The organism is Pseudarthrobacter siccitolerans (assembly GCF_030823375.1).
In the GTDB taxonomy this organism is placed as follows: Bacteria; Actinomycetota; Actinomycetes; order Actinomycetales; family Micrococcaceae; genus Arthrobacter; species Arthrobacter siccitolerans_A.
Genome location: NZ_JAUSXB010000001.1, coordinates 132,495 through 156,065 on the forward strand (window position 1 = coordinate 132,495; position 23,571 = coordinate 156,065).

General features: G+C 65.9%; 18 protein-coding genes. 13 read left to right on the forward strand and 5 right to left on the reverse strand.

All coding sequences use genetic code 11. The features are described from left to right. Positions 1-4: 4 nt before the first annotated feature. Positions 5-2,512 carry a DNA gyrase/topoisomerase IV subunit A gene (locus tag QFZ36_RS00570; protein WP_306633050.1) on the reverse strand — a complete coding sequence of 836 codons (2,508 nt, stop codon included), beginning with the start codon at positions 2,510-2,512 and terminating at the stop codon, positions 5-7. 76 nt (positions 2,513-2,588) lie between these two features. Between QFZ36_RS00570 and QFZ36_RS00575 the strand changes: the two genes are divergently transcribed. The 5 genes from QFZ36_RS00575 to QFZ36_RS00595 all read left to right on the forward strand — a co-directional run bounded on the left by QFZ36_RS00575 (position 2,589) and on the right by QFZ36_RS00595 (position 10,199). Next, a complete protein-coding gene (locus QFZ36_RS00575; protein ID WP_306633052.1) occupies positions 2,589-5,273 on the forward strand; it encodes a bifunctional acetate--CoA ligase family protein/GNAT family N-acetyltransferase in 2,685 nt (894 codons plus the stop codon). Between the two features lie 41 nt (positions 5,274-5,314). After that, complete coding sequence (locus tag QFZ36_RS00580; RefSeq protein ID WP_306633053.1) at positions 5,315-6,058, forward strand: DUF5998 family protein; 744 nt, start codon at positions 5,315-5,317, stop codon at positions 6,056-6,058. Next, positions 6,058-7,290 carry an alkaline phosphatase family protein gene (locus tag QFZ36_RS00585; RefSeq protein ID WP_306633054.1) on the forward strand — a complete coding sequence of 411 codons (1,233 nt, stop codon included), beginning with the start codon at positions 6,058-6,060 and terminating at the stop codon, positions 7,288-7,290. The genes QFZ36_RS00580 and QFZ36_RS00585 overlap by 1 nt, the downstream gene beginning before the upstream one ends. Further along, positions 7,283-8,005: a thymidine kinase gene (locus QFZ36_RS00590; protein WP_306633056.1), complete on the forward strand. Its 723-nt coding sequence runs from the start codon at positions 7,283-7,285 to the stop codon at positions 8,003-8,005. The genes QFZ36_RS00585 and QFZ36_RS00590 overlap by 8 nt, the downstream gene beginning before the upstream one ends. Positions 8,006-8,354: 349 nt before the next feature. Continuing rightward, positions 8,355-10,199: an HNH endonuclease signature motif containing protein gene (locus QFZ36_RS00595; protein ID WP_306633058.1), complete on the forward strand. Its 1,845-nt coding sequence runs from the start codon at positions 8,355-8,357 to the stop codon at positions 10,197-10,199. A gap of 153 nt (positions 10,200-10,352) precedes the next feature. On the opposite strand, the gene sepH is transcribed toward QFZ36_RS00595, so the two are convergent. After that, positions 10,353-11,744: a septation protein SepH gene (gene sepH, locus QFZ36_RS00600; protein ID WP_306633060.1), complete on the reverse strand. Its 1,392-nt coding sequence runs from the start codon at positions 11,742-11,744 to the stop codon at positions 10,353-10,355. 226 nt (positions 11,745-11,970) lie between these two features. Between sepH and QFZ36_RS00605 the strand changes: the two genes are divergently transcribed. Beyond that, the gene (locus QFZ36_RS00605) at positions 11,971-12,270 is read left to right on the forward strand and encodes a DUF4193 domain-containing protein (protein WP_306633062.1); all 300 of its coding nucleotides are present in this window, start codon (positions 11,971-11,973) and stop codon (positions 12,268-12,270) included. A gap of 136 nt (positions 12,271-12,406) precedes the next feature. Here the strand turns inward: QFZ36_RS00605 and QFZ36_RS00610 are convergent, their stop codons facing one another. Continuing rightward, positions 12,407-12,895 carry a DUF3093 domain-containing protein gene (locus tag QFZ36_RS00610; RefSeq protein ID WP_306633064.1) on the reverse strand — a complete coding sequence of 163 codons (489 nt, stop codon included), beginning with the start codon at positions 12,893-12,895 and terminating at the stop codon, positions 12,407-12,409. Between the two features lie 141 nt (positions 12,896-13,036). Between QFZ36_RS00610 and dut the strand changes: the two genes are divergently transcribed. From dut to QFZ36_RS00630, 4 genes are all read left to right on the forward strand, one after another. Continuing rightward, complete coding sequence (gene dut, locus QFZ36_RS00615) at positions 13,037-13,570, forward strand: dUTP diphosphatase (RefSeq protein WP_306633066.1); 534 nt, start codon at positions 13,037-13,039, stop codon at positions 13,568-13,570. A 115-nt stretch (positions 13,571-13,685) separates the two neighbouring features. Further along, a complete protein-coding gene (locus QFZ36_RS00620; RefSeq protein WP_306633068.1) occupies positions 13,686-14,399 on the forward strand; it encodes a DUF3710 domain-containing protein in 714 nt (237 codons plus the stop codon). A gap of 100 nt (positions 14,400-14,499) precedes the next feature. Next, entirely contained in the window at positions 14,500-14,754 is a 255-nt protein-coding gene (locus tag QFZ36_RS00625) for a hypothetical protein (protein ID WP_306633070.1), read from the forward strand. After that, on the forward strand, positions 14,751-15,566 hold the full coding sequence (locus QFZ36_RS00630; protein ID WP_306633072.1) for a DUF3159 domain-containing protein: 816 nt from the start codon (positions 14,751-14,753) through the stop codon (positions 15,564-15,566). Before QFZ36_RS00625 ends, QFZ36_RS00630 begins: the two co-directional genes overlap by 4 nt. 12 nt (positions 15,567-15,578) lie before the next feature. On the opposite strand, the gene QFZ36_RS00635 is transcribed toward QFZ36_RS00630, so the two are convergent. Beyond that, positions 15,579-16,322: a potassium channel family protein gene (locus QFZ36_RS00635; RefSeq protein WP_306633074.1), complete on the reverse strand. Its 744-nt coding sequence runs from the start codon at positions 16,320-16,322 to the stop codon at positions 15,579-15,581. After that, a complete protein-coding gene (locus tag QFZ36_RS00640) occupies positions 16,319-16,993 on the reverse strand; it encodes a potassium channel family protein (RefSeq protein WP_306633075.1) in 675 nt (224 codons plus the stop codon). Before QFZ36_RS00640 ends, QFZ36_RS00635 begins: the two co-directional genes overlap by 4 nt. A gap of 121 nt (positions 16,994-17,114) precedes the next feature. Between QFZ36_RS00640 and QFZ36_RS00645 the strand changes: the two genes are divergently transcribed. From QFZ36_RS00645 to QFZ36_RS00655, 3 genes are all read left to right on the forward strand, one after another. Then, on the forward strand, positions 17,115-19,091 hold the full coding sequence (locus QFZ36_RS00645) for an APC family permease (protein ID WP_306633076.1): 1,977 nt from the start codon (positions 17,115-17,117) through the stop codon (positions 19,089-19,091). Continuing rightward, positions 19,088-20,467, forward strand: coding sequence for a class I SAM-dependent RNA methyltransferase (locus QFZ36_RS00650; RefSeq protein ID WP_306633078.1), 1,380 nt, complete (start codon positions 19,088-19,090; stop codon positions 20,465-20,467). Before QFZ36_RS00645 ends, QFZ36_RS00650 begins: the two co-directional genes overlap by 4 nt. 163 nt (positions 20,468-20,630) lie before the next feature. Then, positions 20,631-23,456 (forward strand): aconitate hydratase, encoded by a 2,826-nt coding sequence (locus tag QFZ36_RS00655; RefSeq protein ID WP_306633080.1) that lies wholly within the window; start codon positions 20,631-20,633, stop codon positions 23,454-23,456. Positions 23,457-23,571: the final 115 nt, after the last annotated feature.

The following is a 23,571-nucleotide window of genomic DNA, read 5'->3' on the forward strand; positions in this document are numbered from 1 at the left end:
CAGTCTAAGCGGGATCAGGCCAGGCCATGGCCGGCCCCACCACGTCCACGGGCTGGGACAGCGGCACGCCCGAACCGTCTCGCCGGCCGTGCTCCTGGGGAAGGGACCGTGCCACCCCGGCTGCGGAAGACGCCTTGGCCGGGCCGTGGCCGGCCCAGGCCAGCAGGAGGGTGTCCTCGCCCTTCAGGAACCGGTGCGCCCGGACTCCCGCCGTCGCGCGTCCCTTCGCCGGGTATTCGGAGAACGCCGTCACCTTGGCCGTGCCCGGTGCAGTGCCTGGCAGCGCGCCGGTGGTGCCGGCAATGGTAACGACCACGGCCGTTTCGTCCTTGGGCTGGATGGCGCCGAAGAACAGCACCCGGTCACCTGCGGCGAGCTTGACCCCGGCCATGCCCCCGGCTGTGCGCCCCTGCGGACGCACGCCGCCGGCCCCGAACTTCAGCAGCTGGGCCTGGCTGGTCAGGAACACCAGTTCGGCGTCGTCCTCGCCTGCAGGCGCCACGCCCACCACGAAGTCCTTGTCCTTCAGGGAAATCACTTCCCAGTCCTCACGGTTCAGCGGGTAGTCCGGCTGGACCCGCTTCACCACACCCTGGGCGGTGCCGATGGCCAGGACTTCGTCGAGCCGGACGAAGGCCACCAGCGATTCCCCCTTCTGCAGGGTGATGAAGTCCTGGGCCGGGACACCGCCGGCAAGGTTGGGCAGGCCCGAGACCGGCGGAAGGACCGGCATGTCCATCACCTGCAGGCGGAGCATGCGCCCCAACGACGTGACGGCAGCGATCTCACCGCGGGCCGAGGTCTTCACCACCGAAGTGAAGACGTCATGCTTGTTCCTGGGACCGGCTTCGGCCAGGGGCTCCTGGTTGCTGGTGCGCGCGATCTGGCCGGAGGCGGTGAGGATGGCCCAGCAGGGGTCATCGGCGATTTCCAGGGCCAGCGGCACGGCTTTGCCCTTCTTGCCCGGAGCGGCCAGTTCGGCGGCCACCGTGGGGGAGACGGCTTCGGATTCGAGCAGCAGGGTGCGGCGCGGGGTGCCATGCTCTTCGGCGATGGCGGCGAGTTCGTCGGAGACCAGCGTGCGTAGCCGTTCATCCGAGGCCAGGATGGCTTCCAGCTCCGCAATCTCGCGGCGCAGCTCATCCTGTTCCTTTTCCAGTTCGATGCGGGAGTACTTGGTCAACTGGCGGAGCCGCAGCTCCAGGATGTAGTTCGCCTGGATTTCGGTGAGGTCGTAGATGGACATCAGCCGGGCGCGCGCGGCGGCGGCCTCGTCCGAGGACCGGATGATCTGGATGACCTCGTCGATGTCCACGATGGCGATGAGGAGGCCCTCCACCAGGTGCAGGCGGTCCTTCTTCTTCCCCAGCCGGAACACGGTGCGGCGGCGCACCACGTCGATCCGATGGTTTACGTAAACGGTCAGCAGCTGCACCAGGCCCAGGGTCTGCGGCTGGCCTTCCACCAACGTCACGTTGTTGATGCCGAAAGAGTCCTCCATCGGCGAGTAGCGGTAGAGCTGCTGGAGCACCGCGTTGGGGTTGAAGCCGTTTTTGAGTTCGATGACCAGCCGCAGCCCGTGCTTGCGGTCCGTCAGGTCAACGATGTCGCTGATGCCGGTCAGCTTCTTGGCGTTGACGGCGTCCTTGATCTTCTCAATGACCTTTTCGGGCCCCACCATGTAGGGCAGTTCGGTGACCACCAGACCGGTCCGGCGTGCCGACAGCTGCTCGATCTCCACCTTGGCCCGCGTCTTGAAGGACCCGCGTCCGGTGGCGTAGGCGTCGCGGATGCCGTCCAGCCCCACGATCCGGCCGCCGCTGGGCAGGTCGGGGCCGGGGACGAACCGCATGAGGTCATCCAGGGTGGCCTCCGGGTTGGCAATCAGGTGCCGGGCGGCGGAGATGACTTCCACGAGGTTGTGCGGGGCCATGTTGGTGGCCATGCCGACGGCGATGCCCGTGGCGCCGTTGACCAGCAGGTTGGGGAACGCGGCCGGCAGGACTTCCGGCTGGGTCAGCTGGTTGTCGTAGTTGGGGACAAAGTCCACCACATCCTCATCGAGGTGCTCGGTGAGGGTGAGGGCGGACGCAGCCATCCGGGCCTCGGTGTACCGCGGAGCCGCCGGGCCGTCGTCGAGCGAGCCGAAGTTGCCGTGCCCGTCAATCAGCGGCAGCCGCAGTGAAAAGTCCTGGGCCATGCGCACCATGGCGTCGTAGATGGCAGTGTCGCCGTGGGGGTGCAGCTTGCCCATGACCTCGCCCACCACGCGGGCGCTCTTGACGTGGCCGCGGTCCGGGCGCAGGCCCATGTCGCTCATCATGTAGAGGATGCGGCGCTGTACGGGCTTCAGGCCGTCGCGTGCGTCCGGAAGCGCGCGGGAGTAGATCACCGAATACGCGTACTCCAGGAAGGAGCCTTCCATTTCGGAGGTGACATCGATGTCCACGATGTTCTCCGTGTAGGCGGTGCTGTCATCCACAGCGGGGGCAGAACTTTGGCGGCGGGCCATGGGGGTTGGTAAATCCTTCTGGGTACTGAGCAGCGGACGGGGGTGTGCTGCGATAGTTTTTGGCTAGGCTAAGCCTATGGTGGATCAGCCCGGGGACGGCGAATATCCGGAATATTGGGAAGCCGATGTCGTACTGCGTGACGGCGGAACAGCCCACTTGAGGCCAATCCACCCTTCCGACGCTGACGCTGTCCAGGCCTTCCATATCGGGCAGTCCCAGGATTCAATCTACATGCGCTTCTTCGCGTTCAAGGCCAGGTTGTCCAGTAAAGAGCTTAAGCGCTTCACGGAGGTTGACTACAAAGACCGGGTGGCGTTCGTCATCACCATCCGCGGCGAAATCGTTGGCATCGGACGGTACGACCGGCTCGACGATCCCACCGACGCCGAGGTGGCATTCAACATCGCCGACTCCCATCAGGGGCGGGGGATTGGGTCCATCCTGCTGGAGCACCTTGCGGCCGCGGCCCACGAAAACGGGATCCGGCGGTTCAGCGCGGAGGTGCTGCCGGAGAACCGGAAGATGCTGATGGTGTTTTCCGATGCCGGCTACGACGTCCGGCGGCATTTTGACGACGGCGTCGTCAGCCTGGAGTTCAACATCGACCCCACGGAGAAATCGCGGGCCGTGATGGAATCCCGCGAGCACCGCGCTGAGGCGAGGAGCGTGCGGGACCTGCTGACGCCGTCCTCCATTGCTGTGATCGGTGCCAGCCGCAAATGGGGCACCGTGGGTTACCAGCTCCTGGAACACATTATTGAAGGCGGGTTCAGGGGCCCGGTCTACGCGATCAACCCCGAAGCGCTGGAACTTGCCGGCATGCTCTCCTTCGGCAAATTGTCCGAGGTCCCGGAAACGGTCCAACTGGCCGTCGTGGCCGTCCCCTACGAGGAAGTCCCCTCGGTGGTGGCGGAGTGCGCTGCCGCCGGTGTCAGAGGGCTGGTGGTTGCCTCCGCAGGCTTCGCGGACGACGGCGAGCGCGGCCTGCTGCGCCAGCGGGACCTTGTGCGGCGGGCGAGGGCCAGCGGCATGCGCGTTATCGGGCCGGCCTCGCTGGGCATCGTCAACACCAACCCGGAAGTGTCCCTGAACGCCTCCATGGCGCCTTCCCTGCCGCGGCGCGGGGGACTGGGCCTGTTCAGCCAGTCAGCGGCGATCGGTGTTTCCCTTTATGCAGCGTCCAGCCGCCGCCGGCTGGGGCTGTCGACGTTCCTGTCCGCGGGGAACCGGGCGGACGTCTCGGGCAACGACATGATGCAGTACTGGGAAGACGATCCGGACACGGCCGCCGTCGGCCTTTACCTTGAGTCAATCGGCAACCCGCGAAAGTTCTCCCGGCTGGCCCGGAGGCTGGCGCGGACGCGGCCGGTCATCGTCGCGAAGTCCGACGCGATGGGGCTGCGGCTGCCGCCGGGGCATGCCGTCCGGACGACCCAGGCACCTTCCGGGGCGCTGGACGCCATGCTGCGCCAGTCCGGCGTGATCCGGGTGGAAACCACCGAGCAGCTGATGGACGTGGCGCAGGTGGTGTCCGGCCAGCCGCTTCCGGCGGGGCCGGGGCTGGCCATTTTCAGCAATTCCCAGGCGCTGGGCAAGGTGGTGGCGGACAGTGCGTCGTCCCAGGGGCTCTCTGTCGAAGAGTTGGTGACGGGCGTGGACCTGGACGCCGGGCAATCACTTGCCCTGCCGGCGTTAAAAGCCAACCTGCTCAAGGTGCTGGAGCAGGACATCGTCCACTCCGCGGTTGCTGCCCTGCTTCCCGCACGGGGGCTGACGGTGGAGAGCATCGCTGAAGTGCTGGCCGAATGTTCGGCAACGGCAGGCAAGCCCGTGGTGGCGGCGTTCACCGGCATCCTGGACGCCTCCATCTATGTGGAGGGAATGGTGGGTTCCCCCGAACGGGCCATCCCTTGCTTCTCCAATCCCGGTGCTGCCGTGGCCGCGCTCGCGGCCGTTGCCCGGTACTCCGAGTGGGTGTCCCGGGACCAAGGGCATTTTGTGGAACCCGGGGGATGCAACCCGGAACTCGCGCGGGCCGAACTCGAAAACCTGCTCCGGGACGTCAAAGGCGAGCAACTCAAACGGCTGGACCCCGGTGCGACGGCGTCCCTGCTGGGCCACTACGGCATCAGGGTGCTGCCCTCCGTGGGCTTCGATACTCCCGATGAAGCGGTTGAGGCGGCCGAAACCCTCGGCTGGCCCGTGGTGCTGAAGACCACCGACCCTGCCCTGCGGCACCGGCTGGACCTCGGCGGGGTGCGCCTGGACATCCAGGATGCGGAGTCGCTGCGGCAGAACGTGCTGCAGATGCGGCGGGTCCTGTCCAACTATGGCGACCCCGCGCTGGAAGTGCAGGCCATGGCGCCGGTTGGCCAGGCCTGCACGTTCCGGGCCATCGAGGACCCGCTGCTGGGCCCTGTCATCTCGTTCGGACTTGCGGGGGACGCCGTGAACCTGCTGGATGACTGGTCGCACCGGGTGCCGCCGTTGTCGGCTGCCGACGTGGACGACTTCATCCGCGGCCCGCGGGCTTCCCGCAAGCTGTTCGGCTACCAGGGCCTGCCGGCGGTGGATGTGGATGCCCTTGAGGACCTCGCGGGCCGGCTTGCCTGGTTGAAGGACAACCACCCGGAGATCGCACTGGTGGAATTCAACCCGGTTCTGTGCGGCACCTCGGGTTTGACGATACTTGCCGCAGACGTGCGGATCGGCAACGCCGCCCAGCGGACGGACAGTGCACGCCGGGCCATGCTGGGCTGACGCGGTTAGCAAGAGTCCGGCCGATCTGTGAAAATGGGACAATGAGCTCACAGCCTCCCGCTTCGGCGCCCGAAACACCCGGCAATGAAACCCAGGCAGTCCGCCTCCACAGCTCACACAGCCACACGGCGCAAGGCCAGAGCCTGGAAGGCGCACTCGAGAAGGCCGGCTTCTACCCCCGCCTGGTGGCCGATGTGGTGGACGACGCCCTGGACGGCCGCGACTGTGTTGCGCACCTGGTGCACCTTGAAACCCACTTTGACCGCGCCGAGGTGCGCCGGCACATCACGGTGCTGGTGCTGACCTCGGACATGCTGGTCATCACCCACGTGGATGACCAGCAGCTGGACGAAGCCGGCGAACAGATCGTGGCCCAGATCTCCACCGAATCCGTCCCCGTGGCCCAGATCCGGTCCGTGGTGCTCAGTTACATGTACGCCCAGCCGCAAGACTACAAGCCCTCTGATCCGGTCCGTGAAGTGACGCTGTCCATCGCCTGGTCCGGCGGCCAGCGGCTGGACATGGGGCCGGCGAGCTGCGGCGACCCCCAGTGCGAAGCGGACCACGGCTACAGCGGAACCATCGCCCAGGAAGATATCGTGCTGCGCATCAGCGCCGAAGCCGACGGCCTGCAGGCGGTCCAGGACGCCAAGCTCTTTGCCCGGGCCCTCCGGGCCGTGAACACCGGTTCACCCGCGCCGCAGCCACACGTCCAGTCCATGCCGCCGCGGCCCCGCGCCGGAGTGTTCGGCAACCGCCTCAGCCGCGGGCACCAGCAGCGCTGATGCCCGAAGACCGCCAGCCAGCAGAGATCATTCCGCCCGCCCGGCCAGGCCTCGAGTACCTCCTTCCGCCGGCTCCCGCCTACGGGCAGCGCTCCATTGCCGAGGTCCTCACCAGCGCCGCCGCAAGCCTGGGCGTCGAGGGCTTTTCCAACACCCTTGGCCTCCCCCCCGCTTCACGGGTCTGCGTGGTCCTCGCGGACGGGCTGGGCCGGAACCTCCTGAAGCAGAAATCGGCCCACACGCCGTTCCTGCGTTCCGTGATCCAGGCCGGGCAGGGCGAGGTCCCCGTCTGGGTTGATTCGGCATTCCCCTCCACCACAGCAGCTGCCTTATCAAGCTTCGGCACCGGCGTGGCCCCGGGCCAGCACGGCATGGTGGGCTACGACGTCCTCGATCCGCAGCAGGACAAGGTGGTTAACCTGTTGGGGAACTGGGATCCCGGCGTTGATCCCGCCATCTGGCAGCCCTTTCCCACGGTGCTGGAGCGCGCTGCCGAACATGTGGATGTCACCACCGTCAGCCTGCCCCAGTTCGCCGGTTCGCCCATGACCCGGGCGGCACTGCGGGGAGGCAGGCACATCTCCGGAACTACTGCCCACGCCCGGACTGCGTCCGCAGCCGAAGCCATGGCCTCCGCCGGTTCGTCGCTGATGTACTTTTACGTCAACGAACTGGACAAGGCCGGGCACCGCTACGGCTGTCAGTCGGAGCAATGGGAACACCAGCTCGAAGAGCTTGACGCTACCGTGAAGCGGTTGAGCAACACGCTCCCCGCCGGCACCACCATCCTGCTCACGGCGGACCACGGCATGCTGGACGTGCCCGAACAGCAACGGATCGACTACTCCGCGGAGCCTGCGCTGGTGGAAGGGGTGCGGCACACGGCCGGAGAGCCCCGGATGGTCCACCTCTACCTGGAAAACGGAACCGGGCCGGACGTCCGGGACCGGTTGCTGGCGGCCTGGCGGGCACGATTCGGTGACCGGATCTGGGCTTTCACGAGGGAGGACGCACTTGCGGCGGGCCTCTTCGGTAAGGTTCGTCCCGCCGTCGAAGGCAGGATCGGTGATGTGATGATCGCCGCCCGCGACGCACTGGCGCTATACGACGTACGCCGTGTCCGTCCCGCCGCGATGGAAGTGGTGGGGCAGCACGGGTCCTTGACCAAGGCCGAGCGGGAGGTCCCCCTGCTCTGCTTCACGGCTGGCGGCAGGAGCTCCCGGCGTGGCTGAACTCGTCTTTTTCTCCGGCACGATGGACTGCGGAAAGTCCACCCTTGCCCTGCAGATGGATTACAACCACCGTGCCAGGGGACGCGGCGGCGTACGTTTCAGCCGGAACGACCGCGCCGGGGAATCCCGTATCTCCAGCCGCCTTGGCCTGCAGACCGATGCCGTGGAGGTGGTGGACAGTACGGACTTCTGGGAGGAAGTCATGATGCGCCGCACCAAGGGCCAGCGCATCGACTACCTGATCTGCGATGAAGCCCAGTTCTACACGCCCGAGCAGGTGGAACAGCTGGCCAAAGTGGTGGACGAGATTGATGTCGACGTGTTCGCTTTTGGCATCACCGCCGATTTCCGCACTCGTCTCTTTCCAGGTTCCCAGCGGCTCGTGGAGCTCGCGGACCGGGTGCAGGTTCTCCAGGTGGAGGCCCTGTGCTGGTGCGGCCGGCGCGCCACCCACAATGCCAGGACGGTCGACGGCGTGATGGTCACCGAGGGTGCCCAGGTGGTGGTTGGCGACGTGGACATGGCCATGGACGGTGCCGCCGGAACGCCGGCAGTGGACCACGTCCCAGTGGTCGGGTACGAGACGCTTTGCCGCCGGCATTACATGCGGCGGGTCACCGCCCACGGCGCCACCTTGATGGGTCACCAGGACCCACTGCTGCCGTTCGAGGTTGACGCCTGCCTGTGGCGTGGATCAGGCGGAACCCGGGCGTAACCGGCGCTTAGTCCGGCACGAGCCTCAGTTTCTCAACGACTGAGGCAGATCCGGCAGCACTCCATGCTCCGGTGGGAGTTGCTGCGCTCCGCCGCCGGGGCCATTTGCCGCTTGCTGCTCCTTCGTCGCTCTGACGCAAGCACGCACCTCGTGGTCCGGTGGGAGTTGCTGCGCTCCGCCGCCGGGCCATTTGCCGCTTGCTGCTCCTTCGTCGCTCTGACGCAAGCACGCAAATGACCCCGGTGCCTTCGCTAGGTCCCCGGCAGGTAGGCGGAAAGTTTTTCGAGTTCTTATTTCATCAGGCGCTCAAAACGCCCTGTTTTGTCAGACCCCTCACGATGATGGAGGTATGGAAAAGAACCCGGCGGTGGTGCAGGCGGAGGAGGCGGTTGAAGCTGCTGTCGCTGCGTTCATGGCTGCGCTGGCTGGCGGAAGTACTGCCGGTGCTGCTGGTGGACCGGATGCTGCAGTTGGCCCAGGCGCCGCTGCGGGAAATGATGATGATCCGGTGCAGCGGGTTGCTGATAGGGCGTTGGATGTTCTTGCCATGGTGGCCCGGTCGGAAGCGAAAATGGCGGCGGTGAAGGCGGAGGCGGTGGCGGTGTTTGCTGCGGCCACTGCGGTTTTGAATGGTCCGGCTTCGTCACCGCAGGAGGCTACTGCGCAGGACCGGTCCCTGGTGGCCGAGGTGGGGTGTGTGCTGGCGATTGGTGACCGGGCGGCGGGGGCGTTGCTGGCGGAATCGCATGCTTTGACCACTTCCTTGCCGCGGTGCCTGGCGGCGCTGCAGTCCGCGACGATTTCCTGGGCGCATGCCCGGACCATGGTGGAGCAGACCGCGAGCCTTGACCCGGCCGCGGCGGGCGCGCTGGAGGCGCATTTCCTGGACCCGGACGCGCCCGACGCGGCCCGTGGGTGCCCGATCGGGGAGATGCCGGCATACCGGTTCAAGGCCAAGGCCCGGGGATGGCGGGAACGCCACCACCCGGAGAGCCTGGAGAAACGGCATGCCAAGGGTGTGGCGGACCGGCGGGTCGAGTTCTGGCCGGACAGTGACGGGATGGCCTGGGTCGCCGGGTACCTGCCCGCGGCCCAGGCCTCCGCGATCCGCAACCGGCTCAGCGCGATCGCCCGAGGGATGCAGGGCCCGAACGAGCCCCGCACCATGCCGGAGTTGTGCGCTGACATCTTCTCCGACGGACTCCTGAACAGCGGGGCCGGGATCAACCCTGGAAACAGTTCCGAAAGCGGCGAGGCATACAGTCCCGACGGCGGGGAGGGACCAACGTCCGGTCCGTCTTCGTCGGGGATTCGGGCGCAGGTTCTGGTGACCGTGCCCGTTTTTTCACTGATGGGCCTGACGGAGGAGCCGGCGGTGCTGGACGGGTTCGGGCCGATCCCGGCGTCGATGGCACGCAAACTCCTCGCTGAAGGTGCTGATTCGTTTTACCGCGTGCTGGTTGACCCCAGGGACGGGGCGCCGCTGGAAATCGGACGCACCAGCTACCGGGTTGGCAAGGCGATGCGGAACTGGCTCAGGTTGAGGGACGGCAAATGCCCGTTCCCGGGCTGCAACAACAGCTCCCTGGACAACGACGCAGACCACATCCTCGCTTGGCATCAGGGCGGCACCACCGGGGTATCGAACCTGGGACAGCCCTGCCCGAAACACCACAAACTCCGCCACAGCAGCGGCTGGAAACCCACCCCCGCCACCAAAACCGAACCACCAGGCTGGACTTCACCCAGCGGCAGGCACTACAAAAGCGAACACCAGGACTGGGAACCACCACACTGGCCCGAACAGCTGAAACCGGAATGGTTGGTAGACGGATCCACGGTCGGCGGTTCGGTGGCAGGCGGTGCGGTGGCAGGCGGTTCGATAGAGGGCGCGCAGACGGGTGTTTTTCTGAAACAGGCAATGCCAAGCTCAGCTGTGCCGGTCAGGGACCAATCAGATCTGGACGCTGCAGTCCTTTACCCGGAGGGGCAAGGTATTCCTCAGGCGGCCCTATCCCAACACATCATTAGCTTGCTCGATGAAGCTGACGACGCCGTGCGTTTCTTGGATCCGCCCGAGGTTGACCTCCCCGAAGACCCCGGCGTTCCGGAAAACGAACTGCCACAAGACCCATTCGGAGAGTTCTATTTAATGCTGGAACTGGAGCACCTCCGACGGCAAACGCCCTTCTAATCCGAAGGGATGCTTCGCTGGCCTTCCCGCCGTGACGGGAATTTCGTGGCGGAGGTACGAATCAACGGGCTTTGGACGTAGTCCAAATTCCCTGCGGCGGTAGCCCAAGCTTTTCTTACTGGGGAGATTCGCCTACTTACTGGGGAGACCTGCCTACTCGCTGCGGGTGCCGAACACAATCTCGTCCCAGGACGGAACGCTGGAACGCTTCGGCCGGCCTGGCTGCCGCTCGGGCGCGCCTGTTTCCGGAAGCTGGCCGGTAGCGGGAGAGCTGTCGTCGGGTCGGGGTGCCGGACGCCGCGGGTTGTTGCCCAGCAACTCGTTCAGTCCCGCGCCACTGGAAAGATTGACGCTGCCCCCGGCGCTGCCGCCAGAGTCACTGCCGCCTGCCTCACGGCTGCCGGCGTCCCCATGACCGTTTCCTGGGGTGCCTCCTTGAGCACCGCCGGAGGGCCGCAGGGGCGACGCCACGATAGTGATCTCGCGGGTTTCGGTGCTTACGCCGTCGTGCAGCTTCAAGGCATCCTCCATCGCCTCCCGGTGTGGAGGTATGAGGCTGAGCCGCGACAACATGGAAGGCCTGGCGTCCCGTCGCCGGGTGAAGGAGCTGGCCTGGGCGGCTGGAGTCTCCGGGATGTCTTCCTGCGACTCGTCTGCGTCCTCCTCCGCCTCGGCCGCGACCTCGGACGGCCTAGGGTGGGCGGCGGGGACGCCATGGGTCAGCAGCAGTGCCAGGGCGTCGTCAGAGTCCTCGTCCACACCCAGGCGCTGGCCCCGGCGGGAGCGCAGCATGTCAAGGAGTCCGTCCGGGTCCTTGGCATCGGGCTGGCCCTCGGCGCCGGGTGACGGGCGGACGGAGTCAGCGTCGGTTTCAAAATCGAAGGGACGGTCGGAGACAGCAGAAAGCCTTCGTGCCGGAACCGGTCCATCCAGCGGCTCAAGTTCGCTGAGCTGCTGCGCCCAACGGTTGGCATTCTGCAGCGACTTCCGGGTTGGGCTGAAGGTCCAGAGTGCCGGTGGTTCTTCACCAATACCTGCTTTTCCGCCGGTGTTTGCCTCGAAGCTGGCCGATACCGTCCAGGTGCCGTCCTGGCGCCGCCAGGAATCCCATTCAACGGAGGAAGGATCAATGCCGTGGGCGGAAAGCCTGTGGGCCACCATGTCAGCCAAGGTGGCGGGACTATCGCCGAACGCTGACCGGTAGATGTCGTGGCCCGGTGAAGGCGAAGCCACTTCCACTTTGCGGGCCTGCTGGGCCACGTACTCGCGTTCCGCCAGGACGGGTCCCTCGTAGCGTTCCACCTTGGCCAGCGGCAGGCCGGACAGCTCTGCCACATCCGCCGCCGTGGCACCGGCACGGATCCGCGCCTGGATGTCCCGCGGGGACAAGGGAATGGCGGGCCGTTCGGAAGCAGGCCTGGGCGCAGGCCTGCTCGCGGTCCTCAGCGCTTCGTCGATCGGCAGCTGGAACATCTCGCCGCCGGCCCCGCTCAACAGGAGATGCATCCCGTCGTCGTGTACGCCTACAAGCCGTAGATCCTGCATACAAATCCTCCACCCTGGCATTACTATCAATCGAAACTCTGCCACCCGGTGAACCCGTTTTGTGTCAAGGGGCAGGGCGCGCCGCGATATTCCGGCTGCCGGCCTGGGCATGGGCGCTCACGGCGAGCGGAAAGCGGGGTAAAGCTGCGGGCACAAACACCGTATCTGCAGCGTTATGAAGGGTGGCATTGGCAGGCTGGCAAAAAGGAAGAAGGATACGGCGAACATGGCCACCGATTACGATGCGCCGCGCAAGTCTGAAGAAGACCTCGGCGAGGACTCCCTTGAGGAGCTGAAGACCCGCCGCACGGACAAGCCGGTCGCAGTGGTGGACGAAGACGAAAGCGATCTGGCCGCCGGCTACGAACTGCCCGGCGCGGATCTCTCCGGTGAAGAGCTGACCGTGCAGGTGGTGCCTGCCCAGGCGGACGAATTCACCTGTTCATCGTGCTTCCTGGTCCGGCACCGTTCCCAAATTGCCCGCGAGAAGGACGGCCGCCTATATTGCAAGGAATGTGAGGGGTAGCAAGGGCAGGCATGCCGACGGCGGTTCGCAGCCCGGCAGGGCGGTTCACCCGTGTGCCGGCACCGGCGTGGCGGCTCATTGGGATGAGAGGGCCTGCAGGGCACCTCAGCCGCGAGCCGACAGACGGCAGAGCCTCCTACCTGTGGGCCAGAGCCGCGGTCAGTTCGTCGGGGTGCCGGGTGGAGGTCAGCCAATACGGCGTCTGGTCCGAGGGGTCCGTGATCTCGATCTTGACCACGGGATCTATCCAGCCACGGATGCAGAGGAACGCCAGGCCATTGAGCCGGGTCCCGCGTTCCGCCGTCGCGTCCTCGCCCCGGAACCCGTCCACTGAGCCGACAAACCGACGCTCAATAGTGGCGCGGCCCACGGTCAGTGAATCGCCGGTCACCACAATGGCCGGCGTGGACAGGATCAGGAGAACAGCAATGATCGCGAAGAGCACCGCCGCGGCCGTATAACCCGCTGTCATGCTGATGGGCGCGAACACCAATATGCCGGCCCCGGCTATACCGGCTGAGATAATCCAGATCCAAACATTGGGCCACAGCTTCTCCCGATAAATCACCGGCGCCCCGGTGGACGGAATCTCGGGCACGGGCGCAGGGGAGCTTGATTCGGGCATGAGCCAAGCTTTCCATTTTTACCCGCCTATTTCACCTTGGCTAAAACCGTTCCAGCAGCCGCACCTCGCGGAGGATGCACGGGCTGCCCCGGTGCCGCGGCCCTAGGACTGATTTGGGGGCGCGGGTTAGAGTGAGTGACTGTGACTGAACATCCCGCCACAGTAGATACGTTCCCTGACGAAGCCGCGGCCCTGGTGCCGCCCGCCGCCCTGGGTGCTCCCACCCTGCAGGTCCAGCTGAAGATGCTGGACCCGGAGATGGAGGCGCCGTCCTACGCCCACCCCGGCGACGCGGGCGCGGACCTTCGGGCACGCGAGGATGTTGTCCTGAAGCCGGGGGAGCGAAAGCTGGTCCCCACCGGTGTGGCCATCGCACTCCCCGACGGGTTCGTTGCCCTGATTCATCCCCGCTCGGGCCTGGCCACCAAACACGGCCTCACCATCGTGAACGCCCCCGGAACCGTCGATGCTGGATACCGCGGCGAAATCGCCGTTACCCTGCTGAATACTGATGCGACGCAAAGCATCGAGCTGCGCCGCGGCGATAGAATTGCGCAGATGGTCATTCAGCGTGTTGAGTACGCGCAGTTCATCCCCGTCAACGAATTGAGCGGATCCGTCCGTGGCACAGGTGGATTCGGTTCTACCGGCGGCTTCAACGTGCCCCGGGCCTGAACGGATCCTTCCCTCACCCGCGCCTCAGTTCCGGCACCCGCCGGCAGGACGGTAATAAAGCACGACGGCGGGACCCCCACGGGCCTGCCCGGCAACCAACTAAGGAGACACCCAAATGGTCTTTGGGCTCGGCAGGAAAGCCAAGAAGGAACAAGCAGCCGAACCGGACGAACTGTTGCCTGCCGCGGAGACCGCGGAGGGGGCGAAGGACAGTTCCGGGCACCGCTCCAACGGCCCTTTCGATGAATCCGAAATCAGCAGCCGTGATGGCTACGTTGACCTGGGTGCACTCCTGATTACCCCCAGCGAGGGGCTCCAGCTCCGGCTGGAAGTGGAAGAAGCCACGCAGCGCGTCGTCGCGGTGACCATGGACCTTAACGGCTCCAGCCTCCAGCTGCAGGCCTTTGCGGCCCCCAAGAGCGAGGGACTCTGGGACGAGATCCGGGAGCAGATCGGCCAGTCCGTCGGTGTCCAGGGCGGCCAGGTGGAGGAGATCGAAGGGCCTTTCGGAACCGAGCTCGTGGCGAAACTGCCGGCGGGCCTGCCGGATGGCAGCCAGGGCTACCGGGTGGCCCGGTTTATTGGAGTGGACGGTCCCCGCTGGTTCCTGCGCGGCGTCCTCGGCGGCGCGGCAGCGCTCGAACGTCCTGCTGCCGAACCCCTCGAAGCGCTGTTCCGGCAGGTGGTGGTGATCCGGGGAGACAACCCCATGCCGCCGCGTGACCTGCTGCAGCTGCGCCTGCCCAAGGACGCCACCGCCACGCCGCCGCCGGGCGCACCATCACTCCAGGAACCTGAACGTGGTCCTGAAATCACCCAGATTGGCTGATCCCGCGTCAGGGGGAGCTCCCTTTGGTGATAACGGCGACGTCCCCCTTAGCCAGTTGCCGGTCAAAGGGCGGGTTGCCTGCCACGGGTGGATCGAATCCGTGACGTATGTTCCCACGGATCAGACGGCCGAGTTCAGCGCCATAGTTTCCGACGCCGATGCGCGCCACCGCGTGACGGGGCCCGCTGCCGGACGCCCCGCCAGGCTTCGTGTGGTGTGGCTGGGACGGCGGCGGGTACCGGGAATCGACGCCGGCACCGAAGTGCGGCTCGAAGGAATGCTTTCTACGGTCCAGGGCCTGCCCACCATGTTCAACCCCCGCTACGAAATACTGTCCCGCCAGGAGAACGAATGACCGTGCCCAATCCCAGCCCTTCCAGCGGCCCTGGCCAGGACGGGCAGCCGGCCGTCCCGGAGAACAAGGCGCCAGAGGGGCAGGAAGCGGTTGACGGACAGGCACCGTCGCCGATGGCAGGCCTTGCTGCCGATTACGCGGCCAAGGCAGGGCTGCACCGGACCCATGACGGGCGCGTGGACGTGCTGCGCAGCGCCGGTGGAGTCCAGGGCATTGCCGAAAGCATCCTGCCGGGCCTGGTGTTCCTCGTGGCGTACACCGTCAGCCGGGACCTCACTGTTTCCCTCGTGGCCGCGTTGGCGGCCGCCGCGGTGTTCACCGTGGTCCGGCTGGTACAGCGGCGTCCCCTGACGCAGGCATTGGCTGGTGTCGTGGGCGTGGGCATTTCCGCCTGGCTCGCCAACACCACGGGCAAGGCTGAGGACTTCTACCTGCCGGGCTTTTTCACCAATGCGGCCTACATCGTGGCGATGGTGATCTCGATCCTGGTCAAATGGCCGGTGGCCGGCCTGCTCTTCGGCTTCATCCGCAACGAGGGCCTGGACTGGCGCAAGGACCCCGCCCGGCTGAAGGCGTACCGGCTTGGCACATGGATCATCGTTGCCGTCCTGGTGCTCCGGCTTGTGGTGCAGGTCCCGCTCTATCTCCTGGGGCCGGAAGGGCTCGCCGCCCTCGCCACCACCAGGCTCATCATGGGCACTCCGCTGTACATCCTGGGCATCTGGGCCGCCTGGCTCATCACGAGACCGGCCCCGCCGGGCATCGACGGGGAGGACGGCGCAGCCCCAACGGATGCAACAAGCCGCGACTAGCCGTCTAAGAGACTAACCGTCGAACCCGTCGTCCTCCGGGGCCTGCTGGTCCGCGTGGCCCGTGCCGGCGTCAACCCGTGGCCTCGGCGGTTCCGAGGATTCGGGGGAGAGCAGCGCGCGCAGCTCGTCTTCCGCGGCAATGGTCGTGACGAAGAACAGTTCGTCGCCGCCGTCGATGACGTCGTCACGGCTTGGCGTAATCGGTGCATGGTCCCGCAGGATGGCCACCAGGGTGGAGTCCTCCGGCCACTGGATGTCTCCCACGGTGCTGCCGATGACGTGCGAATCGTGCGGGACGGTGAACTCCACCAGCGAGGACACACCGGTCTGGAGCGTGAGCAGCCGGACCAGGTCGCCAATCTCCACGGCTTCCTCCACCAGCGCGGTCATGAGCTGGGGAGTGTTGACGGCAACGTCCACGCCCCATGAATCGTTGAACATCCAGTCGTTTTTAGGATTGTTCACCCGGCCCACGGTGCGGCCGACCCCGAATTCTGTCTTCGCCAGCAGGGATACCACCAGGTTGACTTTGTCGTCGCCGGTGGCTGACACCACCACGTCCGCGTCCTCCACCTTGGCGCCCTGGAGCGTGCTCAGCTCGCAGGCATCACCGACCAGCCAGTGCGCACCGCGAAGTCCGCTGCGCCCAATCACCTCAGGCTTGAGGTCGATCAGCAGGATTTCGTGCTTGTGCGCCAGGAGTTCCCGGGCGATGGACGATCCGACGCTGCCGGCACCCACAATCACAACTTTCACTGGTACTCCTTGGCGGGTGCTTTGGCGAGGATCTGGGAGACCTGGGCGCTCCGGTCAACCTGCAGCATGGCATGTACGGTGTCGCCGTCCTGGTAGGCGGTACCGGCGTCGGGAAGCAATCCTTCGCCGAACCGGGTGAGGTAGGCGACGCGGACGCCGGCCGCTTTTTCGATGCTGCTGACCCGGTGGCCGATCCAGCCGGCGTCGAGATCCAGTTCGGCCAGCACCAGGCGCCCGGAAGGCTCCCGGAAGTCACCGGCCAAGTGCTGTTCCGGGAGGATCCGCCGCAGCACCTGGTCCGCGCTCCAGCGGACCGCCGCCACGGTGGGGATTCCCAGGCGCTGGTAGATTTCGGCCCGGCCGGGATCATAGATCCTGGCCACAACATGGGGCACGTGGAAGGTTTCCCGGGCCACGCGGGTGGCGAGGATGTTGGAATTGTCACCGCTGGATACTGCAGCGAAGGCGTATGCATCGGCAACGCCGGCCTGCTTGAGGGTGTCCCGGTCGAAGCCCACCCCGGTGACCTTGCGGCCCGTGAAGCCTTGGCGGAGCCTGCGGAAAGCCCGGTCGTCCTGGTCGATGATGGCCACGGAATGCCCGGCGTCCTCAAGGGTGTGCGCCAGCGTGGCCCCTACCCGGCCACATCCCATGATCACGAAATGCGCCACCAGTATCTCCTTATGTTTCTTTCCCGTTCGTCCTGCCGCTAGAACTCTACCGTCAGCGTCCCGGATGCCGCTGTTGACCGGCCGTCATGACACAGACCGGGAATCAGACTAGCTTTGTGGAGTGCTGACAATATTCAATGCGGTCAAGCGCGTGCTGGTGGGCAGGCCATTCCGGAATGACCGGATGGCCCATACCCTGCTCCCGAAAAAGATCGCACTTCCGATTTTCGCGTCGGACGCGCTGTCCTCGGTAGCGTACGCGCCGGATGAAATCCTGCTGACCCTGGCCCTGGCCGGGGTCAGTGCCGTGGCCTTCTCGCCGTGGGTGGGCCTGGCCGTGATGGTAGTGCTGCTGACCGTGGTGGCCTCCTACCGGCAGAATGTCCACGCGTACCCTTCCGGCGGCGGTGACTATGAGATCGCCAATGAGAACCTGGGCAAGTTCGCGGGCCTCACCGTGGCGTCGGCCCTGCTGGTGGACTACGTCCTGACGGTTGCCGTGTCCATGTCCTCGGCAGCGGCCTACCTGACGACGGCGGTCCCGTCACTGCACGGCCAGCAGGCCATGATAGCCACCATCGGCGTTGTCGTCCTCGCCCTGGTCAACCTGCGCGGCATCAAGGAAGCCGGCAGCGTGTTCGCGGTGCCCACCTATATCTTCATGGCGTCCATTATTGGTATGACGGCCGTGGGCATCTTCCAGGCCGCCACCGGGCAGCTGGGGCAGGCGCCGTCCGCTGCCTTCACGATCGTCCCGGCGGCGGGCTTCGATGAAGGCCTGGTGGGCCTGGCGGGAGCCTTCCTCCTGCTGCGGGCCTTCTCCTCCGGAGCCGCGGCACTCACGGGCGTGGAGGCCATCAGCAACGGCGTCCCGAATTTCAAGGTCCCCAAGAGCAAAAACGCTGCCACCACGCTGCTGCTCCTGGGCGTGATCGGCGCGGCGATGCTGGCGGGCATCATCTACCTGGCCAACGCCACCAAGGTCCACATTGTGCTGGACCCGGCCAAAGAGTTCCTGCTCAACGGCAATCCGCTGCCCGAGGACTACATCCAGAATCCGGCCATCAGCCAGATCGCCCAGACCATCTTCGGGCCCGGCTCCATCCCGTTCTACATCGTGGTGGCCGCCACCGGCGTCATCCTGGTCTTTGCCTCCAATACTGCCTTCAACGGCTTCCCGGTCCTGGGCTCCATCCTTGCCCAGGACGGCTACCTTCCCCGCCAGCTCCGCACCAGGGGCGATCGGCTCGCCTTCAGCAATGGCGTCCTTGCCCTCGCCGCCGGTGCACTGGTGCTGATCATCGCGTTCGACGCCGATGTCACTAAACTGATCCAGCTCTACATCGTGGGCGTCTTCATCTCCTTCACTGCCAGCCAGCTGGGCATGATCCGCCACTGGGGCAGGGAACTGAAACTGGCCAAGGACAAGGCCGTGCGGCGCCGCATGGCGAAGTCCCGCGCCATCAACACCGTGGGCTTCGGCATGACCGCACTGGTGCTGGTCATCGTCCTGATCACCAAATTCGAGCAGGGCGCCTGGATTGCGCTGCTGGCCATGTTCGTTCTCTTCCTGATCATGTGGAGCATCCGGGCGCACTACGACAATGTGGCCAGGGAACTTGCAGTGGACGCGGATTCCTCACCGCGTGCCCTGCCCACGCGCGTCCATGCCGTCCTGCTGGTGTCCCACGTCCGCAAGCCCGTCCTCCGTGCCCTGGCCTACGCCCGGGCTTCCCGCCCCTCGCGCCTGGACGCGATCACGGTTGACATCGATCCCGAAGAAACGGCACACACGGTGGGCGACTGGGAAAAGCTGGACATTCCCGTGCCGCTGACAGTGCTGGCCAGCCCCTACCGTGAGACGGTCACGCCCATCATGGAGTACGTCAAACAGATGCGGCGGGATTCGCCGCGCGACCTGGTGGTGGTGTACATCCCCGAGTACGTGGTGGGCAAGTGGTGGGAGCAGCTGGTCCACAACCAGACCGCACTGCGCATCAAGACCCGGCTGCACTTCGAACCCGGCGTCATGGTGGCCAGCGTTCCCTGGCAGCTCAAATCATCCGAAGAAGCGAAAAACCTGCAGGACGTCCAATGATTTCAAAGACACAACTCCAGCCGGCACCTGCCGGAGAAGCCGGCACTGAAGTAGTGCTCGACGTCGGACCCGTGGCCCACGGCGGGCACTGCGTGGCCAGGCATGAAGGCCGCGTCATTTTTGTCCGCCACGCCATCCCCGGCGAGAAGGTGCGGGCCCGGCTCACGGACGCTGACGAGAAGGCCAAGTTCTGGCGTGCTGACGTAGTGGAAGTCCTCGAAGCCTCGCCGGACCGCGTGGACCATTTCTGGCACGCGGCGGATTCACGCAGAGCCTGGAGCCACGGCCACCCGCCGGTGGGCGGAGCGGAGTTCGGCCATATCGCCTTGGCCCGCCAGCGCAGTCTCAAGGCAGACGTACTCGCCGAACAGCTCAAGCGGCTCGCCGGCGTCGAGCAACTGCCGGAAAGTCCGGCAGGAACGTCCGTGGAAGCCGTGGGCGGAACGTCCGACGGCGGCAGCGGCCTCGGGTGGCGGACGCGCGCAAGTTTCTCCGTCACCTCCGCCGGCAGGCTGGGGATGCACGCCCACCGTTCCGGACACATCATCCCGGTCAGGGAGATGCCCCTGGCCACCGACGCTGTCAACAACCTGCGCCTGTGGGACATCGACCTGCAGGGGGTGGACCGCGTGGAGGTGGCTGCGCCAGCGAACGGCTCGCGTCCGCTGGTGCTCCTGGCCCCGGCGGAGGGCACCAAACCCAAGCGGCTCGCGGCCATCGCAGCCCAACTGCCCGCCGACGTATCCGTCGCGGCCTTTGATCCGTTAACGGAAGCCGTCGAGCAGTTGCGCGGACGGCTGTGGGTGCAGGAATCAGCAGCCGGACATGAGTACCGCGTGACCGGCGCCGGGTTCTGGCAGATCCACCGCGACGCGCCCGGGACACTTGTGGGGGCTGTCACAGAATTCCTGCAGGGCGGCGGCTTCCTCCATCCCGGCGCTGTAGTGGCGGACCTGTACGCCGGAGCGGGCCTTTTCACGGCGGTCCTTGCCGACGCGGTCGGCGACACGGGCTCGGTCCTTTCGGTGGAAGGCGCCCCGGGAACGAGCCGCGACGCACGAAAGAACCTGCACGCGGCGCCGCACGTGGAGATCGTCCAGGGCCGTGTTGAGCGCGTCCTCCGCCAGAAACCACGGGATTTCGACGCCCTGATCCTGGACCCGCCCCGGGCGGGGGCCGGGAAAGCGGTGGTGGGGCAGCTTGTTGCCTCGAACCCGCGCGCCATTGCATACGTGTCCTGCGACCCGGCGTCGTTCGCCCGTGACGTGGGGTACTTCCGCCAGGCCGGCTGGGAGCTCTCCGCCCTCCGGGCCTTCGACCTGTACCCGCACACCCACCACCTGGAGACGGTGGCCCTGCTGACTCCGCGTCCCTGATGCCCTAACGTATTTCGACTACTATGGCGGTAGTAGTCCCACGTCGCGCTCCGTAATCACGGCCGGCCGTGTGCAATTTTCGGGCCCGGACATATTAGGGCCTCCTAACTAGCAGGCGGTCAACCGCGCGACAAAGATGAAACTGTTGCGAGAGGAGTCTGCGATGAGCACTGTGGACAGCTTCGGTTCAAAAGGCAAACTTAATGTAGCCGGAACCGAATACGAAATTTTCCGGTTGAACTCCGTTGAAGGTGCAGAAAACCTTCCGTTCAGCCTCAAGGTATTGCTTGAAAACCTGTTGAGGACCGAGGACGGCGCGAACATCACTGCCGATCACGTCCGCGCCTTGGCAGGCTGGGATCCCAACGCCCAGCCCGATACAGAAATCCAGTTCACGCCGGCACGCGTGATCATGCAGGACTTCACCGGCGTTCCCTGCGTGGTTGACCTGGCGACGATGCGTGAAGCGGTCAAGGAACTGGGTGGGGACCCCAAGCGGGTGAACCCGCTGGCACCTGCCGAAATGGTCATTGACCACTCGGTCCAGATCGATGCCTTCGGCAACTCCGGCGCGCTGGAGCGCAACATGGAGATCGAATACCAGCGCAACGGGGAGCGTTACCAGTTCCTGCGCTGGGGCCAGACGGCCTTTGACGACTTCAAGGTAGTTCCCCCGGGAACGGGCATCGTGCACCAGGTCAACATCGAATACCTGGCCCGCACCGTCATGACCCGCGAAGTTGACGGCGTTGTGCGCGCCTACCCCGACACCTGCGTGGGCACTGACTCGCACACCACCATGGTCAACGGCCTGGGTGTGCTCGGCTGGGGCGTCGGCGGCATCGAAGCCGAGGCCGCCATGCTGGGCCAGCCCGTTTCCATGTTGATCCCGCGCGTTGTGGGCTTCAAGCTGACCGGGTCCATCCCGGCCGGCGCCACCGCCACCGACGTGGTGCTCACCATCACCGAACAGCTGCGCAAGCACGGTGTTGTGGGCAAGTTCGTGGAGTTCTACGGCGAAGGCGTGGCCGCTGTGCCGCTCGCCAACCGCGCCACCATCGGCAACATGAGCCCGGAATTCGGTTCCACCGCCGCCATGTTCCCGATCGACGACGTCACCCTGGACTACCTGCGCCTCACCGGCCGCTCGGAGCAGAACGTGGCCCTCGTGGAGTCCTACGCCAAGGAGCAGGGCCTCTGGCACGATCCTTCCCGCGAGATCAAGTTCTCCGAGTACCTGGAACTGGACCTGTCCACGGTTGTTCCGTCTATCGCCGGCCCCAAGCGCCCGCAGGACCGCATCGAACTGACCGAGGCCAAGGACGAGTTCCGCCACGACCTCAAGAACTACGTCTCCCACGATGCCAACGCCGGAACCCTGGACGAATCGCTGGAAGAAACCTTCCCGGCGTCGGACTCGCCCTCCTTCACGGCCGGTGCCACGCACATCTCCGACACCGACCGTGAACCGCCGAAGTACTCGGCAGCGCACGGGGGAGCGGGACGCATCTCCAGCCCCGTCCCCGTGAAGATGGCTGACGGCCGCGAGTTCGAACTGGACCACGGTGCAGTCACCATCGCCTCCATCACCTCCTGCACCAACACGTCCAACCCCTCCGTCATGCTGGCCGCTGCGGTCCTGGCGCGCAACGCCGTCGAAAAGGGCCTCACCGCCAAGCCCTGGGTGAAGACCTCCGTTGCCCCCGGCTCCAAGGTGGTCACGGACTACTACGAGAAGTCCGGCCTGACCCCCTACCTGGAGAAGCTCGGCTTCTACATCGTGGGCTACGGCTGCGCCACCTGCATCGGCAACTCCGGCCCGCTGGAAGCCGAAATCTCCGAGGCCGTCCAGGCCAACGACCTCGCCGTCGCGGCCGTCCTCTCGGGCAACCGCAACTTCGAAGGCCGCATCAACCCGGACGTGAAGATGAACTACCTGGCCTCCCCGCCGCTGGTCATCGCCTACGCCCTGGCCGGCTCCATGGACTTCGACTTCGAAACCGACGCCCTGGGCAAGGACGAGGCCGGCAACGACGTCTTCCTGAAGGACATTTGGCCGAACCCGGTGGAGGTCCAGCAGGTCATCGATTCCTCCATCGACAAGGAAATGTTCGCCAAGGGCTACGAAGGCGTCTTTGAGGGCGACGCGCGCTGGAAGGCCCTGGACACCCCCGCCGGTGACACCTTCGCCTGGGATCCGAACTCCACCTACGTCCGGAAGCCCCCGTACTTCGAGGGCATGCAGGCACAGCCGGAGCCGGTCACGGACATCGCGGGCGCCCGCGTGCTCCTGAAGCTCGGCGATTCGGTCACCACCGACCACATCTCCCCGGCCGGTTCCTTCAAGTCCGACACCCCTGCCGGGCAGTACCTGCTGGCAAACGGCGTGGAGCGCAAGGACTTCAACTCCTACGGTTCCCGCCGCGGCAACCACGAGGTGATGATCCGCGGAACGTTCGCGAACATCCGCATCAAGAACCAGATCCTGGACGGCGTCGAAGGTGGCTACACCCGCGACTTCAGCCAGGAAGGCGGCCCGCAGGCGTTCGTTTACGACGCCGCGCAGAACTACCAGGCAGCCGGCACTCCGCTGGTGGTCCTGGCCGGCAAGGAATACGGTTCCGGCTCATCCCGTGACTGGGCTGCCAAGGGCACCGCCCTGCTGGGCGTGAAGGCTGTCATCGCCGAGAGCTACGAGCGCATCCACCGCTCCAACCTCATCGGCATGGGCGTCCTGCCGCTGCAGTTCCCCGCCGGCGAATCGGCCGCGACCCTGGGCCTTACCGGCACGGAAACGTTCTCCGTTGAGGGTGTCACCGCCCTGAACGAGGGCACCACGCCCAAGACGCTCAAGGTCACCGCCACGGCTGAAGACGGATCCGCAAAGTCCTTCGACGCAGTCCTGCGCATCGATACCCCGGGTGAAGCGGACTACTACCGCAACGGCGGCATCCTGCAGTACGTGCTGCGCCAGATCTCCGCAAACTAGCGGTTTCTGCCCAGCAGTCAGCACCTCCCGAAGCCCCGGCCGGTCACCGACCAGCCGGGGCTTCGGCTTTGCATTCGAGTTTTTCTGCTGAGTCTGGTCCTGCGGACCAAGGCGT